Source organism: Streptomyces sp. NRRL B-1347 (assembly GCF_000720325.1).
GTDB lineage: Bacteria > Actinomycetota > Actinomycetes > Streptomycetales > Streptomycetaceae > Streptomyces.
The window spans coordinates 1-15,114 of sequence record NZ_JOJM01000104.1; the positions used below are offsets into that span (position 1 = coordinate 1).

The 15,114-nt window shown below is 74.0% G+C and carries 13 protein-coding genes and 1 pseudogene; 4 read left to right on the top strand and 10 right to left on the bottom strand.

Translation table 11 applies throughout. The features are described from left to right. Together IG74_RS0141735 and IG74_RS0141740 are read right to left on the bottom strand one after the other, a co-directional pair. The coding region (locus IG74_RS0141735) for a sensor histidine kinase (RefSeq protein ID WP_420710035.1) at nt 1–1,257 on the bottom strand (1,257 nt) is incomplete at its 3' end. A 473-nt stretch (nt 1,258–1,730) separates the two neighbouring features. Continuing rightward, complete coding sequence (locus IG74_RS0141740) at nt 1,731–2,909, bottom strand: MBL fold metallo-hydrolase (RefSeq protein WP_030688412.1); 1,179 nt, start codon at nt 2,907–2,909, stop codon at nt 1,731–1,733. 247 nt (nt 2,910–3,156) lie between these two features. Between IG74_RS0141740 and IG74_RS0141745 the strand changes: the two genes are divergently transcribed. From IG74_RS0141745 to IG74_RS0141755, 3 genes are all read left to right on the top strand, one after another. Then, the gene (locus IG74_RS0141745; protein ID WP_030688413.1) at nt 3,157–3,735 is read left to right on the top strand and encodes a carboxymuconolactone decarboxylase family protein; all 579 of its coding nucleotides are present in this window, start codon (nt 3,157–3,159) and stop codon (nt 3,733–3,735) included. Nucleotides 3,736–3,816: 81 nt separating this feature from the next. Further along, a complete protein-coding gene (locus IG74_RS0141750; RefSeq protein ID WP_051856527.1) occupies nt 3,817–5,052 on the top strand; it encodes a Glu/Leu/Phe/Val dehydrogenase dimerization domain-containing protein in 1,236 nt (411 codons plus the stop codon). A gap of 9 nt (nt 5,053–5,061) precedes the next feature. After that, on the top strand, nt 5,062–5,670 hold the full coding sequence (locus tag IG74_RS0141755) for a TetR/AcrR family transcriptional regulator (RefSeq protein ID WP_030688417.1): 609 nt from the start codon (nt 5,062–5,064) through the stop codon (nt 5,668–5,670). Between the two features lie 18 nt (nt 5,671–5,688). Here IG74_RS0141755 and IG74_RS0141760 read toward each other — a convergent pair whose 3' ends face one another. The 3 genes from IG74_RS0141760 to IG74_RS0141770 all read right to left on the bottom strand — a co-directional run bounded on the left by IG74_RS0141760 (nt 5,689) and on the right by IG74_RS0141770 (nt 9,639). Beyond that, nucleotides 5,689–6,447, bottom strand: coding sequence for an SIMPL domain-containing protein (locus IG74_RS0141760; protein ID WP_030688419.1), 759 nt, complete (start codon nt 6,445–6,447; stop codon nt 5,689–5,691). Between the two features lie 167 nt (nt 6,448–6,614). Further along, on the bottom strand, nt 6,615–7,418 hold the full coding sequence (locus IG74_RS0141765; protein ID WP_078869531.1) for an SGNH/GDSL hydrolase family protein: 804 nt from the start codon (nt 7,416–7,418) through the stop codon (nt 6,615–6,617). 109 nt (nt 7,419–7,527) lie between these two features. Beyond that, nucleotides 7,528–9,639, bottom strand: coding sequence for an alpha-galactosidase (locus IG74_RS0141770; RefSeq protein ID WP_030688422.1), 2,112 nt, complete (start codon nt 9,637–9,639; stop codon nt 7,528–7,530). 244 nt (nt 9,640–9,883) lie between these two features. Between IG74_RS0141770 and IG74_RS0141775 the strand changes: the two genes are divergently transcribed. Next, complete coding sequence (locus IG74_RS0141775) at nt 9,884–10,681, top strand: tyrosine-protein phosphatase (protein ID WP_030688423.1); 798 nt, start codon at nt 9,884–9,886, stop codon at nt 10,679–10,681. Between the two features lie 18 nt (nt 10,682–10,699). Here the strand turns inward: IG74_RS0141775 and IG74_RS46775 are convergent, their stop codons facing one another. From IG74_RS46775 to IG74_RS0141800, 5 genes and pseudogenes are all read right to left on the bottom strand, one after another. Next, nucleotides 10,700–10,816 (bottom strand): DUF6126 family protein, encoded by a 117-nt coding sequence (locus tag IG74_RS46775; RefSeq protein WP_037827059.1) that lies wholly within the window; start codon nt 10,814–10,816, stop codon nt 10,700–10,702. A gap of 28 nt (nt 10,817–10,844) precedes the next feature. Next, nucleotides 10,845–11,477 (bottom strand): helix-turn-helix domain-containing protein, encoded by a 633-nt coding sequence (locus IG74_RS0141785; RefSeq protein WP_030688424.1) that lies wholly within the window; start codon nt 11,475–11,477, stop codon nt 10,845–10,847. Between the two features lie 75 nt (nt 11,478–11,552). Further along, nucleotides 11,553–12,947 (bottom strand): aspartate aminotransferase family protein, encoded by a 1,395-nt coding sequence (locus IG74_RS0141790; RefSeq protein ID WP_030688425.1) that lies wholly within the window; start codon nt 12,945–12,947, stop codon nt 11,553–11,555. Further along, a complete protein-coding gene (gene dxs, locus IG74_RS0141795; protein ID WP_030688428.1) occupies nt 12,944–14,920 on the bottom strand; it encodes a 1-deoxy-D-xylulose-5-phosphate synthase in 1,977 nt (658 codons plus the stop codon). Before dxs ends, IG74_RS0141790 begins: the two co-directional genes overlap by 4 nt. Before the next feature lie 25 nt (nt 14,921–14,945). Beyond that, nucleotides 14,946–15,114 (bottom strand): annotated as a pseudogene (locus IG74_RS0141800) (4-hydroxy-3-methylbut-2-en-1-yl diphosphate synthase); the annotation flags it as partial.

The following is a 15,114-nucleotide window of genomic DNA, read 5'->3' on the forward strand; positions in this document are numbered from 1 at the left end:
GGCCGGGGTGGTGCCGTCCCGGTACGGCGGGTGGGGCGACTGCTCGGGGGCCGCGGCGGCCGGGCGCGGGGTGGGCGCGGCGGTCGTCTCGCGGGTGCCGCCGGGGCCGGTCCCCAGGGCGGAGTGGGTGGTGGAGGTGGCGCCGCGGGGGGCGGGCGTGGCGTCCGGTTCGGCGCCGAGCAGCCCCTGGGGCAGGATCAGGACGGCCTGCACGCCGCCGTAGATGTTGGTCTGGAGGCGCACCGCGATGCCGTGGCGGCGGGCGAGGGCGGCGACGACGAACAGGCCGATGCGGCCGTCCTGGAGGAGGCTCGCGACGTTGACCTGGTCGGGGTCGGCGAGGAGCTGGTTCATCCTGGTCTGCTCGGCGACGGGCATGCCGAGGCCGCGGTCCTCGACCTCGACGGCGAGGCCGGACGTCACCCGGCCCGCGCGCAGCAGGACTTGGGTGTGCGGCGCGGAGAACACCGTGGCGTTCTCGACGAGTTCGGCGAGCAGGTGGATGACGTCGGCGACGGCGTGGCCGCGCAGCGTGCCGTCGACGGGCGGCACCAGCTTGACCCGCGAGTACTGCTCGACCTCGGCGATGGACGAGCGGAGCACCTCCGTCATGGACACGGGCCTGCTCCACTGGCGGCGCGAGACGGCGCCGCCGAGCACGGCGAGGTTCTCGGCGTGCCGCCGGATGCGGGTGGCCAGGTGGTCGATGTGGAAGAGGCCCTTGAGGAGTTCGGGGTCCTCGACGGAGTTCTCCAGCTCGTCCAGGAGCGAGATCTCGCGGTGGACGAGCGACTGCAGGCGCCGGGCGAGGTTCACGAAGACCTCGACCTTCTGCTCGCTGCCCGCCCGGCCGGAGAGCCGGGACGCCTGGACGACGGCGGTGAGGGCGCCCTCGTGGGCGCGGGCCAGCTCGTCGGCGAGCAGGCCGAACTCGTCCTTGGCCGGCGCGGGGCGCGCGCCGGGCTCGCGCACCGCCGGGCTGTCGCCGTGGCGCAGCCGCTCGACGACCTCGCGCAGGTCGGCCTGGCCGCGCGCGGTGGCGCGGCGCAGCGCGACGACGCGGTCGCGCACGGACCGCGCGGCCCGGTCGGCGGCCACCGCCGCGATGACGATGCCGAGGACGCCGAGCCCGGCGGCGGCGCCGAGCAGGGCGAGCAGCGGCGGCTGCGGCCGGGCCCCGGCGGCGCGGATCATGAAGAGCACGGCCGCGCAGCCGCACAGCCCGACGGCGACGGCCGGCAGCACGGCGATGCGCATCAGCTGGAGCCGTATGCGCGTCTCGGGCGGCGGCGGCGCGGCGCGGCTCCCGGAGCGTCCGTGCCGTCCGCCCTCACGGCGGTCTGCGCGTGCTGCCGGTGCGCGAAGGTGAGACATCAGCGTCCTCGGTACGTAGCGACGCGTGCCGCAGCGGTCCGCTGCGGCACCTCGTCGATGGCATCGCGGTGCCGGCCGGCAGGCCGAAGATGTCATCCCTGATGTCATCCCTGCGTCGCCCGACGGCCACACACGGTAGTCGTCACGACATCACGTGCGGTGGGCAGTTGCCAAAGTCCGGTGGGCAGCGTCCCGCTCTGGTATGACGCGTCGTACGAGAGGACGAAATGTGTCGTACGTCAGCGCGAGCGCGGGGATGTGTGCCGTACAAAGTGTGCGTCGGACGTCAGTTCCCGGTGGGGGCGCGGGCCGGGGGCGCGCCCCCTTCGGAGCGGCCCGCCCCCCGGGGCCCGGCGTCAGCCGACGGGCGCGGTCTCCTGGTCCGCCGCGTCGAGGGCCGGGCGCGGCCCGTGGTCGCTCCAGCCGCCTTCCGGCGCGACGGCGACCGCGCGCCACCACGGGGCGTCGGGCACCGCGCCGGACGTCGGCTCGAACGGCTCGCCGGGGATGGGCAGCGCCACCGGGGCACCCGCGGCGCGCGCGGCGGCGAGCGTCTCCTCGCCGGGCTCCGACCAGGCGTGCGGCGCGAGGTTGAACGTGCCCCAGTGGATCGGGAGCAGCACGCCGTGCGGCCGCCCGCCCTGGAGGTCGAGGTGGGCGCGCACGCCCTCCTCGGGCCGCATGTGGATGTCGGGCCAGAACTCGGAGTACGCACCGATCTGGATCATGGTGGCGTCGAACGGGCCGTAGGCGGCGCCGATGTCCGCGAAGCCCGGGAAGTACCCGGTGTCACCGCTGTGGAAGACGCGGTGCTCGGGGCCCGTGACGCTCCAGGACGCCCACAGCGTGTGCTGCTGGTTGCGCAGCCCCCGGCCGCAGAAGTGCCGGGCGGGGGTCGCCGTCAGGGTCAGGTCCGCGACGTCCGTGGACTCGTGCCAGTCGAGCTCGCGCAGCCGGTCCGCGGGCACGCCCCAGTGCTCCAGGTGCGCGCCGACGCCGAGCGGCACCGCGAACACCGTGTCCGTGCCCGCGAGGGCCTTGATGCTGGGCAGGTCCAGGTGGTCGTAGTGGTCGTGCGAGATGACGACCGCGTCGACCGGGCCGAGCGCGGCCAGCGGCAGGGGCACCGGGTGCAGGCGCTTGGGCCCGACGAAGGCGAAGGGCGAGCAGCGCTCGCCCCACACGGGGTCGAAGAGCACCCGGCGCCCGTCGATCTCGGCGAGGACGCTGGAGTGCCCCATCCAGGTGAGCCGCAGGCCGCTCGCCGGGGGCTTGGCGAGGTCCGCGAGGGTCGTGGCGTGCACCGGAACGTGGCCCGCGGGGGCGCGCCGGGACCGCTCCTCGCGGCGGAAGTAGACCTTCGCGAACTCCAGGGCGGAGCCGGAGGGGCGGGTGCGCGCCCCGACCGGGTTCTGGAACGAGCCGTTCGCGAAATTCGGCGATCTGCGGATGCGGGCGAGCCGGTCACCGGCCGGATCCGCGCCGAACGCGGGCGTGCGCAGGGAGCGGAGCAGGGGGCTCAGGGACCGGGACACGGCGCACCTCCAGAAACAGGGCTGCTCAGGCCTCCCCATTATGTGCGCCACCGCTGACAACGACCGCCGGGGCCGGTTCACACGGCCCCCACGGCCCCCACGGCCCCCACGGCCCCCACGGACCACGCAGACCGGGCAGACCGCGCGCGGACCGCCGCGCGGGATCCCGATGTCACATCCGCGCACCCCCGGTCCGTCACATCGGTACTACGGCGAAGGACGCCGCGTACGACGTGGAGGTGGCCCCATGGCCCGCATCTCGCTCACCCCGCCCCGCAGCCTGTTCTTCCGGATCATGGAGCGGTACTCGAAGCGTGCCTACGGCAAGGTCCTGGACCCGGGCAAGGCGATGGCCCACCACCGCCGCGTCCTGTGGTCGTACCTCCGCTTCGAGCAGTCCGTGGCCAAGTGGAACAAGCTGGACGCGGGCCTGAAGGAGCTCGCGGTGATGGCGTCGGCGGCCTCGATCGGCTGCTCCTGGTGCATGGACTTCGGCTACTGGGAGGGCCACCGGCTCGGCATGGACCCGCGCAAGCTGCACGGCGTGCCGCTGTGGCGCGAGAGCGACGCGTACACGCCCCTGGAGCGCGACGTCATGGCGTACGCGGAGGCGATGACCGCGAACCCGCCGGAGGTCGACGACGAGCTGGCCGGGCGGCTGGTGCAGCGGCTCGGCGAGGCCGCGTTCGTCGAGCTGACGATGATCGTGGCGGTGGAGAACCTGCGCTCGCGCTTCAACTCCGCGATGGGCCTGACCAGTCAGGGCTTCAAGGACTCCTGCGACCTGCGCGGGGCGCCCGCGGGCGGGGCGCGCGACACCCTGTGACCGGCGCGGTCCTGCGTGCTGTACTGGCTACTGAATGATCAGTCAGTAGCCAGTACAGCAGCAGTCCGTACAGGAGTCCGCATGCCCGTGCCGCCCGAGCCCCTCATCTCGCTGACGTGGACCGATCACGTCACCGGCCGTCAGGGCTTCCTGGTCGTCGACCGCCTGGTGCGCGGCGTGTGCAGCGGCGGCCTGCGGATGCGGCCGGGCTGCACCCTCCAGGAGGTCACCGGACTCGCCCGCGGCATGACCATGAAGGAGGCCCTGCACTACGACCCGGCGGCGCGGTACGTCCCGCTCGGCGGCGCCAAGGGCGGCATCGACTGCGACCCGCGCTCCCCCGAGGCGTACGGCCTGCTGGTGCGCTACCTGCGGGCGATGCGGCCGTACGTCGAGGCCTTCTGGAACACCGGCGAGGACCTCGGCCTGACCCAGGAGGTCATCGACCGGGCCGCCGCCGACGCGGGCCTGACCTCCACCGTGCAGGCCGCCTACCCGCTGCTCGACGACGCGGCCGCGGCGCGGCGGCGGCTCGCGGCCGCCTTCGCCGTCGAGGTCGACGGGATCGGCCTCGACGCGCTCGTCGGCGGCTGCGGCGTCGCCGAGTCCGTCCTGACCGCCCTGGACGCGGCGGGCACGGACCACCATCACGCGCGCGTGGCGGTGCAGGGCCTCGGCACGATGGGCGGCGCCACCGCGCGCTTCCTCACGCGCGCGGGGCTCACGGTGGTGGCCGTCGCCGACGTCAAGGGCACCATCGCCAACCCCGCGGGCCTGGACGTGGAGGCGCTGCTCGGCGCGCGCGACGCGTACGGCACCGTCGACCGCGCCGCGCTGCGCCCCGGCGACCGCGAGCTGCCGGGCGACGCCTGGCTGGCCGCCGACGTGGAGGTCCTGGTGCCCGCCGCCGTGTCGTACGCGATCGACGCGTCGAACCAGGAGCGGGTCACGGCGCGCTGGATCGCCGAGGCCGCGAACATGCCGGTGCTCCCGGAGGCGGAGCGGCTGCTCGCCGCGCGCGGCGTCACCGTCCTCCCGGACGTCGTCGTGAACTCCGGCACGAACGCCTGGTGGTGGTGGACCCTGTTCGGCGACATCGGGGAGCCCGCCGACAAGGCCGACGAGGCCTTCGCGTACACGCGCCGCGCCCTGCGCGCGCTGGTCGGGCAGCTGCTCACGCGCGCGGAGCGCGACGGCAGCACGCCCCGGGCCGCCGCCCACGCCCTGGCGGCCGACCGGCTGCCGGAGATCGCCGAGCGCTTCGGCGGGGGCGCGCCCGCCCACGTCCGCCGGGGGCGCACCACACCCGCTGGGTAGGGTCGGGGCGTGACGAGGGTGCGGCTGAGCGTGGCGGAGCGGCGGGTGGAGCTGCTGACCGCCACCGTCGAGCAGATCGAGGCGCGGGGCGTGGCGGCCGTGCGCATCGCCGACGTGGCGGCCTCGCTCGGGGTGAGCAACGCGCTCGTGCTGTACCACTTCTCGACCAAGGACGAGCTGGTCGCGGCCGCGTTCGCGCACGCCGCCGAGGGCGACCTGGCCCGTCTGGAGAAGCTGCTGCGCCGCCGTACGTCCGCGCTGCGCCGGCTGCGGGCCGCCGTGCGCTGGTACGCGCCGACGGGGCAGGCCAAGGGCTGGCGGCTGTGGATCGAGGGCTGGGCCGCGGCCGTGCGCGAGCCCGCCCTGCGGGAGGTGACGCGCGACCTCGACCAGCGCTGGAAGGCGGCGCTCGCCGAGGTCGTCGCTCAGGGCGTGGCCGCGGGCGAGTTCCGCTGCCCCGACCCGATGGGCGCGGCCCTGCGCCTCACCGCGCTGCTCGACGGCCTGGCCGTGCAGCTGACGGCGTACGGCGCGGTGTCCCGGGCCCGCGCCCGCGCCTGGACGGACGAGGCGCTCGCCCGGGAGCTGGGCCTGTCCGTGGCGGACCTGCGGGCCTGAGGGCCCGGGCCGCGGGGGCTAGCCCAGCTCGTACACGGCGGTGAGCGTCACGTGGTCCTCGATCTCCCCGGGTGCGACCGGGACGCCCTGGTCCTTGGTGAGGGCCTCCACGGGCACCGCCATCGGCCGCGGGCCGCCGCCGTCGCTCTCGCTGAGCGAGACGAGGCGGCCGAGGGGGCGGCCGCTCAGCCGCGCGTACTGCTCCGCCTTGGCGCGCGCGTCGTCGTGCGCGGCCGCGCGGGCCTCGGCCCGCAGCTCCCGCCTGTCGGCGACGTCGAAGGTCACGCCGTGCACGCGGCCCGCGTCACCGGCGGCGTCCAGCGCGGCCTGGATGACCCGGCCGGTGGCGGCGAGGTCGCGCACGGTCAGCGAGAACGACTGGGCGGCCCGGTACCCGGTGAGCTTGGACGCGCCGCCCTCGTCCTTGTACACGGCGGAAAGCGACAGGCTCTCCGTGCGGGCGTCGCGTTCGGCGACGCCCTGTTCGCGCGCGGCGGCGAGCAGCGCCCGCGCCGCGGTGTTCTGCGCGGCGAGCGCCTTCTGGGACGTCGGCGCGGTCACCTCGACGCCCATGCTGACCACGGCCTGGTCCGGCGCCGCGCTGGCGGAGCCGGTGCCGGTCACCGTCACCGTGGCGGGGTTCCGCGCGGCCACGGCGGCGGGCGCCGCGGCGGACGGCACCGCGGCCACGGCGGGCACGGCCGCGAGTCCGAGGGCGGCGAGCGCGAGCAGCGCCGTGGCGAGAGGGCGTACGGGCGCGTACGGGCGTGACGGCATGGGCGGGAGTCCTTCCGGTGTGCCGGTCGTCCGCCCCGCGCGGGGCGGCCCGCCGCCCCGCGGGGAGACGGCTGGCCGCCATCCCAGCACCCGCGCGCACGCGCGCGGGGACGCCACTCCCGCCCTGTCACCTCACCGGTCCACCCCCGCCCGAACCGGGCAGGGGCCTACAGCGGCATCAGGTCCGGCCGCTTCGCCGCCACGTGGTCGCCCGACGACTCGCCGCGCAGCCGCCGCCCGATCCACGGCACCAGGTGCTCGCGCGCCCAGTGGATGTCGTCGCGGCGCTCCTCGAGGGTGCCCCGCGGCGGCAGCGGCGGCCACGCCTGGTCCGGGTCGGCGGGCACGGCGATGCCGAGCACCTGGGCCGCGCGCAGCGCCACGCGCGTGTGCCCGTCGGGCGAGAGGTGCAGGCGGTCGGTGTCCCAGGCTCTCCGGTCCTGCACGGTCTTCAGGGACCACAGGTCGAGCACCGGACAGCCGTAGCGGTCGGCGACCGCGCGGACGTGGCCGTTGTAGGTGGCGATCTTGCCGCGCAGATGCTTGAGGAGGGCCACGCCCCGGGTGTCGAAGCCGGTGGTCACCACGACGGTGCCGACGGCCGACGAGAGGTCGGCGACGGCCCGCTCGAAGCGCTCGGCCACCTCGTCCGGGTCGGTGCCGGGCCGGATGATGTCGTTGCCGCCCGCGGCGAACGTCACCAGGTCCGGGGCCAGCTCCTTGGCCCGCGGCACCTGGTCCGCGACGATCTGGTCGAGCAGTTTGCCGCGCACCGCGAGGTTCGCGTAGCGGAACGTGTGCTCCGGTGCCAGATCGTCGAGCAGCACGGCGAGCCGGTCGGCCCAGCCGACGAAGGTCCCGTCGGGCCCGGGGTCCCCCACGCCCTCGGTGAAGCTGTCGCCGACCGCTGCGTAGGAGGAGATGGTCTCTGTGGGTACGTTCTTGACGATGGGTGTCGACTCTGCTGTCACGTCGTCCCATCTTTCCTTCCGTCAAGTGACCTACGCCACCGTAATATGGGGTTGACGTGGCGTGAGATAAGCCATTGGTCAAGATTGCACCAACCCGGAATACAGCGGCCTACGGTGCCGACGCGGGGGCCGCGACCCGTTGCAGCCGGAACACCGCGGCGTCCAGGTCCCCGCTGAGGCCGGTGCGCAGGCCGTGGTGCAGCAGGACCGCGCCCCGGTGCACCGCGCCGGTGTCCCGGCACGCGTACGCCGCCGCGGGGTCGAGTCCCCGCAGCCGCACCGGCGCGGGCTCCTCGCCGTACTCCTGCGCCCGCAGCCAGGCGAGCACGACGGCCTCGTCGCCCCGCACGTACTGCACCGCGCCGAGCCCCGTGCCGGGCGCGCGGAGCCGGTAGAGGTCGCCGAGCTGCACGACGGGCCTGATCTCCTTGTACAGCTCCACCCAGCGGCGCGCCTCGGCCAGCTCCGCCGCGCTCCACCGGGTGAGGTCGCCGCCGACGCCGAGCACTCCGGCCATGGCGCTGACGAACCGGAACCGCAGCGAGCTGACCCGCCCGTTGAGCTGGGTGTTGGGGCTGTCGGTGACCCAGGCGGCCATCACGCGCGCGGGGTGCACCTGGCTGAACCCGTGCTGGATGGCGAGGCGGTCCGCCGGGTCGGTGTTGTCCGATGTCCACACCTGGTCCGTCCGCGCGATGATGCCGAGGTCGACCCGGCCGCCGCCGCCCGAGCAGGACTCGAAGGCGACGGAGGGGTGCGCGGTCCGCAGCCGGTCGATCAGGTCGTAGACGGCGTGCACGTGGGCGGACCACAGGCGCTCCGGGTGGGCTTCGCCGGGCCAGCCGGGGTCCGTGAAGCAGCGGTTGAAGTCCCACTTCACATAGTCGATCGGGGCGCCGGACAGGAGCGCGTCGAGCTGCTCCCACAGGTGCTCCCGCACGTCCTTGCGCGCGACGTTGAGGACGAGCTGGTTGCGGAACTCCGTGCGGGTGCGGCCCGGGTGGTGCTGCACCCAGTCGGGGTGCGCGCGGTACAGGTCGCTGTCCGCGTTCACCATCTCCGGCTCCACCCAGATCCCGAACCGCATGCCCAGGCCGTGCACGTGGTCCGCGAGCGGCTTCAGGCCTCCGGGAAACCGCTCCGGGTTCGGCGTCCAGTCGCCGAGCCCGGCCCGGTCGCCGACGCGCCGGCCGAACCACGCGTCGTCGACGACGAACAGTTCGACGCCCAGCTCGGCGGCCCGCTCCGCGAGGTCCCGCTGCTGCCCCTCGGAGATGTCGAAGCCGGTGGCCTCCCAGGAGTTGTAGAGGACGGGCCGCACCTCGTCGGCGTCCGGGATGACGTGCGCGCGCTGGTAGGCGTGCCAGGCCCGGCTCGCCCCGCCGAAGCCGCCGTCGCTCCACAGGCCCGCGAACACGGGCGTGACGATCGCCGTACCGGGCTCCAGCACCTGCTGTCCGGAGTCGTCGTGGCCGGTGCCGCCGGTGATCTGCACGGCGCCGTCCGGGAGTTGGTGCACCGCGACGCGCCACGAACCGGACCAGGCGAGCGCGCAGCCGTAGACCTCGCCGTGCTCCTCGGTGGCGCCGTCGGCGTCGAGCGCCACCCAGGGCAGGTGCTGGTGCCCGGTGTGGCCGCGGCGGCTGCCGATGACCCGCTCCCCGTACGTGAGGTCGGAGCGTACGAGGCGCGACTCCGCGGCCCAGCGCCCGTGCAGCTGGGACAGGCGCCAGCGCTCGCGGCGCGGCAGGGTCCAGGTGGCCGAGTCGGCGCGCAGCAGCTCCACCTCCGGCGATCCGGCGGGCCCCTGGTGCATGACGACCGCGTACCGCTCGATCACGTCGCCGCGCAGCCGGTAGCTGAGCACCACCGCGAGGTGGTGCACGGGGTCGGTGAAGTTCAGCTGGAGCTCGTCCGCGTCGTGCGCGGCGCTCTTGAACCGCCACTCGGTGCCCCGCACCCCGCCGCCGCGCACCGAGAGCGCGGGCCGCACGAAGCGGGGGCCGCCCTCGACGGGATACTCCTCGTGCCCGTCGATGCGGGACTCGAAGGGCCGCTCGGGCGGCAGCGGCGCGGCGGCCAGGGCCGCGGCGTCGGCCAGGGCGATCCGCGGGCCCCAGTGCAGGTGCAGCAGCTCGTCACGGCCGGTGAGGCGGAGCGCGTAGCTGCTGGTGGGCCCCGAGAGGAGCCACGTACGACCGTCCTCGCCGACCTCGATCATCAAACCCCCACAGGTCCTCTGACAGATCTCAACAGGCACGCGCGCGTACGCACATCTTCGAGCCCGCGCGACCACCTGGGCAACGCCCGTGCGCGCTGTGCCACGACTGATTGCCTCAGGAACCCGTGTCGTATCGTCGAAGGCACAACCACCGGCCGCCGACGGATGCCGCGGCGAGCCGCGCGGTGCCCCGATCCCGGCCGGTCCGACGAGCGGCGACAAGACCCGACCCAGAGGAGAGCCCGTGACGCAGCAGGTTCCGTCGACCGAACCCGAGCTGGCCGGTGTGCGCAACTTCCGCGACGTGGGCGGGCTTCCGACCGTCGACGGCCGCCGGGTCCGCCACGGCGTGCTCTTCCGCAGCGGGCACCTCGCGCACGCCACCGCCGCCGACGCCGCTTTCCTCTCGTCGCTCGGCCTGCACACGGTCTTCGACTTCCGCAACGCCGCGGACCAGCGGCTCGAAGGCCCGGACGTGGAGCTGCCGGGCGTGCGCAACGTGAACCTGCCGCTGACCGACCCCGCCGACGGCGCCGAGTTCTGGAAGATGGTGCGCGACGGCGACGTGGACCAGCTGCGCTCGGTCCTGTCCGACGGCCGGGCCGCCGACCGCATGGCGTCCTCGTACCGCACGATCATCCGGGAGCGCACGGACGAGCACGGCCGGGTGCTGCACGCGCTCGCCGAGGACAGCGTGCCCGCGCTGATGCACTGTGCGGCGGGCAAGGACCGCGCGGGCCTGTCGATCGCCGTCACGCTGCTCGCCGTCGGCGTGGAGCGCGCGGCGATCGAGGCGGACTACCTGGAGTCGAACGCGGCGCACCGCCGCTACAAGGTGCACCGCAGCAGCACCTCGCCGGACGCCATGTCGGCCGAGGTCATGGAGCTCCTGAGCCCGCTGTTCGACGCCCGCGCCGAGTATCTGGCGGCGGCCTTCGACACCATCGAGCAGACGTGGGGCGACACGGACACCTACCTCACCCAGGGGCTCGGCCTCGCGCCGGTGACGCGCGAGCGGCTGCGCGAGCGGCTCCTCGACTAAGCGGCGCGCGCCCGGGCGCTACTGGTTCTGCCCGCCGAGGACGAACAGCAGGTAGATGAAGCCCGCGAACAGGTGGCCCACGGCGACGTAGACGATCAGCCGCACCCACAGGGCGCGCGGGAACTTCTCCTCCATGGACATGCGGCGCGCGGGCTGCTGCGGTTCAGATTCCGTCATGTCGGTCTCCCTCGATAGGGCCGCCGAGGCAGAGCGCGGCGGCGGGGCTCTGCAGCAAGGTGTGGACGAACAGGAGGTCGGCGCCGCCGTGGTCCACGGCGGCGATCCGGTGCGGCGTCAGCGAGTCGAAGTGCGCGCTGTCGCCGGGCGCGAGGGTGTACGAGGTGTCGCCGAGGCGCAGGCGGAGGCGGCCCTGGAGGACGTACAGCCACTCCTCGCCGGGGTGCACGCGCACGATGTCGCCCTGCGCGCCGTACGGCACGTGCACGCGCAGCGCCTGCATGCCCCGGCCCGGGGAGCCCGCCTGCCAGTACGTCCAGCCGCCGGCGGCGGTGGGCTCCATGTCCGGGGCGCGCACGACAGCGTCCCGGTCGGCGGGCGTCTCGCCCAGGAGCTCGGAGACCGTCGTACCGTAGGTACGAGCGAGTGCGAGCAGCATCGGCAGGGACGGCTGCCGCTGACCGGTCTCAAGGCGGGACAGGTGGGCGGGCGAGAGCCCGGCGGCGCGGGCGGCGGCCTCCAGGGTCAGCGCGGCGCGGCGGCGCAGCTCACGCAGTTGCGGGGCGACGGCGGGCAGCGCGGCGGCCGCCTCACCGTCGTCCGGGGTGACAGGGCTCATATCCTCGATTGAGCCAGAGCCTTACCCGAGAGGCAATTTTGTTGCCTCAGAGGCAAAGACCGTCAGAGGCGGCGCTCATCGGTTCGCCATCGCCTGCTTCACCAGTGTCTTGCCGAAGTCCCAGATCAGCCCGCCGCCCCCGTGCGCCTCGTCCATGACGTCGGTGAACGCCGTGACGAAGCGGTCCACCTCCCGCTCCCCGATGATCAGCGGCGGGATGAGCTTGATGACCTCCAGGTGGTCGCCGGAGACCTGGGTGAGGATCCGGTGCTTCTGGAGCAGCGGCACCACCACCATCTGCGCGAACAGGCCCTTGCGGGCGGCCTGGAGCATCGTCCAGCGGCTGCGCAGCTTCAGGGACTTCGGCCTGCCGAACTCGATGCCGATCATCAGGCCGCGGCCGCGGACGTCGCTGAGCAGCTCGTACTTGTCGACGAGCGCCGCGAGCCTGCTCCTGAGCAGCTCCCCCGTCTCGCGGGCGTTCGCGACGGTGCCCTCGTCGTCCATGACGGCGAGGACCGCGAGCCCGGCCGCCATGGCCTGCGCGTTGGACCCGAAGCTCGCGGAGTGGACCAGGACGCGGTCCATCGACGAGTAGACCTTCTTGAAGATCCAGTCCTTGCCGAGGGTGGCGCCGACCGGGACGTAGCCGCCGGACAGGGCCTTGGCCACGCACACCAGGTCGGGCTCGACGCCCTCCTCGTGCTGGTGGGCGTAGAAGGCGCCGGTCCTGCCGAGGCCGGTCTGCACCTCGTCGGCGATCAGGAGCGCCTTGTGCTGGTGCAGGAGGTCCTGGGCGGCGCGCAGATAGCCGGGCGGCGGCTCGTGCACGCCCTTGCCCTGGACCGGCTCGACGATCAGGGCGGCCACGTCGCCGCGCTTCAGCTCCCGGCGCAGCGCGTCGAGGTCGCCGAGGGGGACGGCCGTGTCCGGCAGGAGCGGGGCGAAGCCGTCGCGGAAGCCGGTCTCGCCGTTCACGGACAGGGAGCCGGTGGTCAGGCCGTGGAAGGCGTGGGCGCAGTACAGGATCCGCGGCTTGCCGGTGGCGTAGCGGGCGAACTTCAGGGCGGTCTCGACGGCCTCGGTCCCGCTGTTGCCGAAGAAGACGCGGTCCAGGTACGGGCTGTGCGCGAGCAGCCGCTCGGCGAGCAGTCCTGGCAGCGGCTGGCAGTCGAAGCGGGTCAGGTCGGCGAGGGAGGCGTCGAGGACGTCGTGCAGGGCCTTGCGGACGACCGGGTGGTGGCGGCCGAGGCCCATGACGCCGAACCCGGCGAGCATGTCCAGGTAGTCCTGGCCTTCGGCGTCCCAGAAGTAGGCGCCCTCCGCGCGCTCGTAGACCTTGTCGAAGCCGATGGTGTGCAGCATGCGCGGCAGCTGGTGGTTGAGGTGCCGGGTGTGCAGCTCGTACCGCTCGCCGCCGCGCTCGGCGAGCAGTCTGCCGAGGTCGAACTCCTTGCTGGTGCTGGTCATGCTCGGTTCTCCTCGCCGGGCGCCCCGGCTGTCCGTGGGCCGGATGCCCCGGCCTCCTGCGGGCCTGCTCCCCCGGCCGTCTCCCCCGCGCCGGTCCGTGCCGCGTCCCGGCGGGCCAGGGTCGCGCTGACGCGCCCCGCGATCTCGACCGGGGTGAGGCCGACGTCGGCGAGGACCTCGCCGCGTTTGGCGTGCGCGAGGAACTGCTCCGGAATGCCGAAGCGGCGTACGGGAACGTCGACGTCGGCCTCGTCGAGGGCGAGGGCCACGGCCGAGCCGACGCCGCCCGCGCGGCTGTTGTCCTCGACGACCGCGACGAGCCGGTGGCGCGCGGCGAGCGGCGGCAGGGCGGCGTCGACGGGCTTGACCCAGCGCGGGTCGACGACGGTGCAGCCGATGCCCCGCTCCGCGAGCAGCTCGGCGGCCTGGAGGCACACCGGTGCCATCACGCCGACGGCGACGAGCAGCGCGTCCGGGTCCGGGTCCTGGCGCAGCACGTCCATGGCGCCCACCCGGTCCACGGCCGGGATCGCGGGACCCACCGACTCCTTGGGGAAGCGCAGCAGGGTCGGCGCGTCGTCGACGTTCACGGCCTCGCGCAGCTGCGCGCGCAGCTGGTCGGCGTCGCGCGGCGCGGCGATGCGCAGCGTGGGCACGCACTGGAGGATCGACATGTCCCACATGCCGTTGTGCGAGGCGCCGTCGGCGCCGGTGACGCCGGCCCGGTCGAGCACGAAGGTGACGCCGCACCGGTGCAGCGCCACGTCCATCAGGAGCTGGTCGAAGGCGCGGTTGAGGAAGGTGGCGTAGACCGCGACGACGGGGTGCAGGCCGCCGGTGGCGAGCCCGGCGGCGGACACGGCCGCGTGCTGCTCGGCGATGCCGACGTCCCAGACGCGGTCGGGGTAGGCCTCCGCGAACCGGGTGAGCCCGACGGGGTGCAGCATGGCGGCCGTGAGGGCGACGACGTCGTCGCGCTCGGCCCCGATGCGGACGATCTCGTCGCCGAACACGGACGTCCACGAGGGGCCGTTGGACGGGGTGAGCGGCTCGCAGGTGAGGGGGTCCATGACGCCGACGGTGTGGAAGCGGTCGGCCTCGTCGGCGAGCGCGGGTTCGTAGCCGCGGCCCTTCTCGGTGAGGCAGTGGATGAGCACGGGGCCGTGGAAGCGCTTCGCGCGGCGCAGCGCGGATTCGACGGCCTTGATGTCGTGCCCGTCGATGGGGCCGACGTACTTCAGGCCGAGGTCCTCGAACATGCCCTGGGGCGCGAAGGCGTCCTTGAAGCCCTTCTTGGCGCCGTGCAGGGACTCGTACAGCGTCCGCCCGACCACGGGGGTGCGCTGGAGGACGTCCTTGCCCCAGGCGAGGACCTGCTCGTAGCTGTCGGTGGTGCGCAGGGTCGCGAGGTGGTTGGCGAGGCCGCCGATGGTGGGGGCGTAGGAGCGCTCGTTGTCGTTGACGACGATGATCAGCGGCTGGTCCTTCGCAGCCGCGATGTTGTTGAGCGCCTCCCACGCCATGCCGCCGGTGAGGGCGCCGTCCCCGATGACGGCCACGACGTGGCCCCGCTCCCCCAGGACCCGGCGGGCCTTGGCGAGGCCGTCGGCCCAGCCGAGCGCGGTGGACGCGTGGCTGTTCTCGACGATGTCGTGCTCGGACTCCTCGCGCGAGGGGTAGCCGGACAGACCGCCCTTGCCGCGCAGCTTCGAAAAGTCCTGACGCCCAGTCAGGAGCTTGTGCACATAGCTCTGGTGGCCGGTGTCCCACACCAGGCGGTCGACGGGCGACTCGAAGACCCGGTGCAGGGCGATGGTCAGCTCCACCACCCCCAGGTTGGGCCCGAGGTGTCCGCCGGTCCGCGCGACCGCGTGCACCAGGAACTCCCTGATCTCCTCGGCCAGTTCGGCGAGGTCGGACTCGGTCAGCGCCTTCAGGTCGCGCGGCCCTCGGATGGTTTCCAGGATGGTCATGCTCAGGCCCCCTAACTGGTTGTCCTCAGCTCACCGTGACGTCGGGCACTCCGGACGGGACGCCGGCGGCCTCCAGCTGTGCGGCGATCTTCATCGCCTCTTCGATCAGGGTCTCCACGATCTTCGACTCGGGCACCGTCTTGATGACCTCGCCCTTCACGAAGATCTGCCCCTTGCCATTGCCGGACGCCACC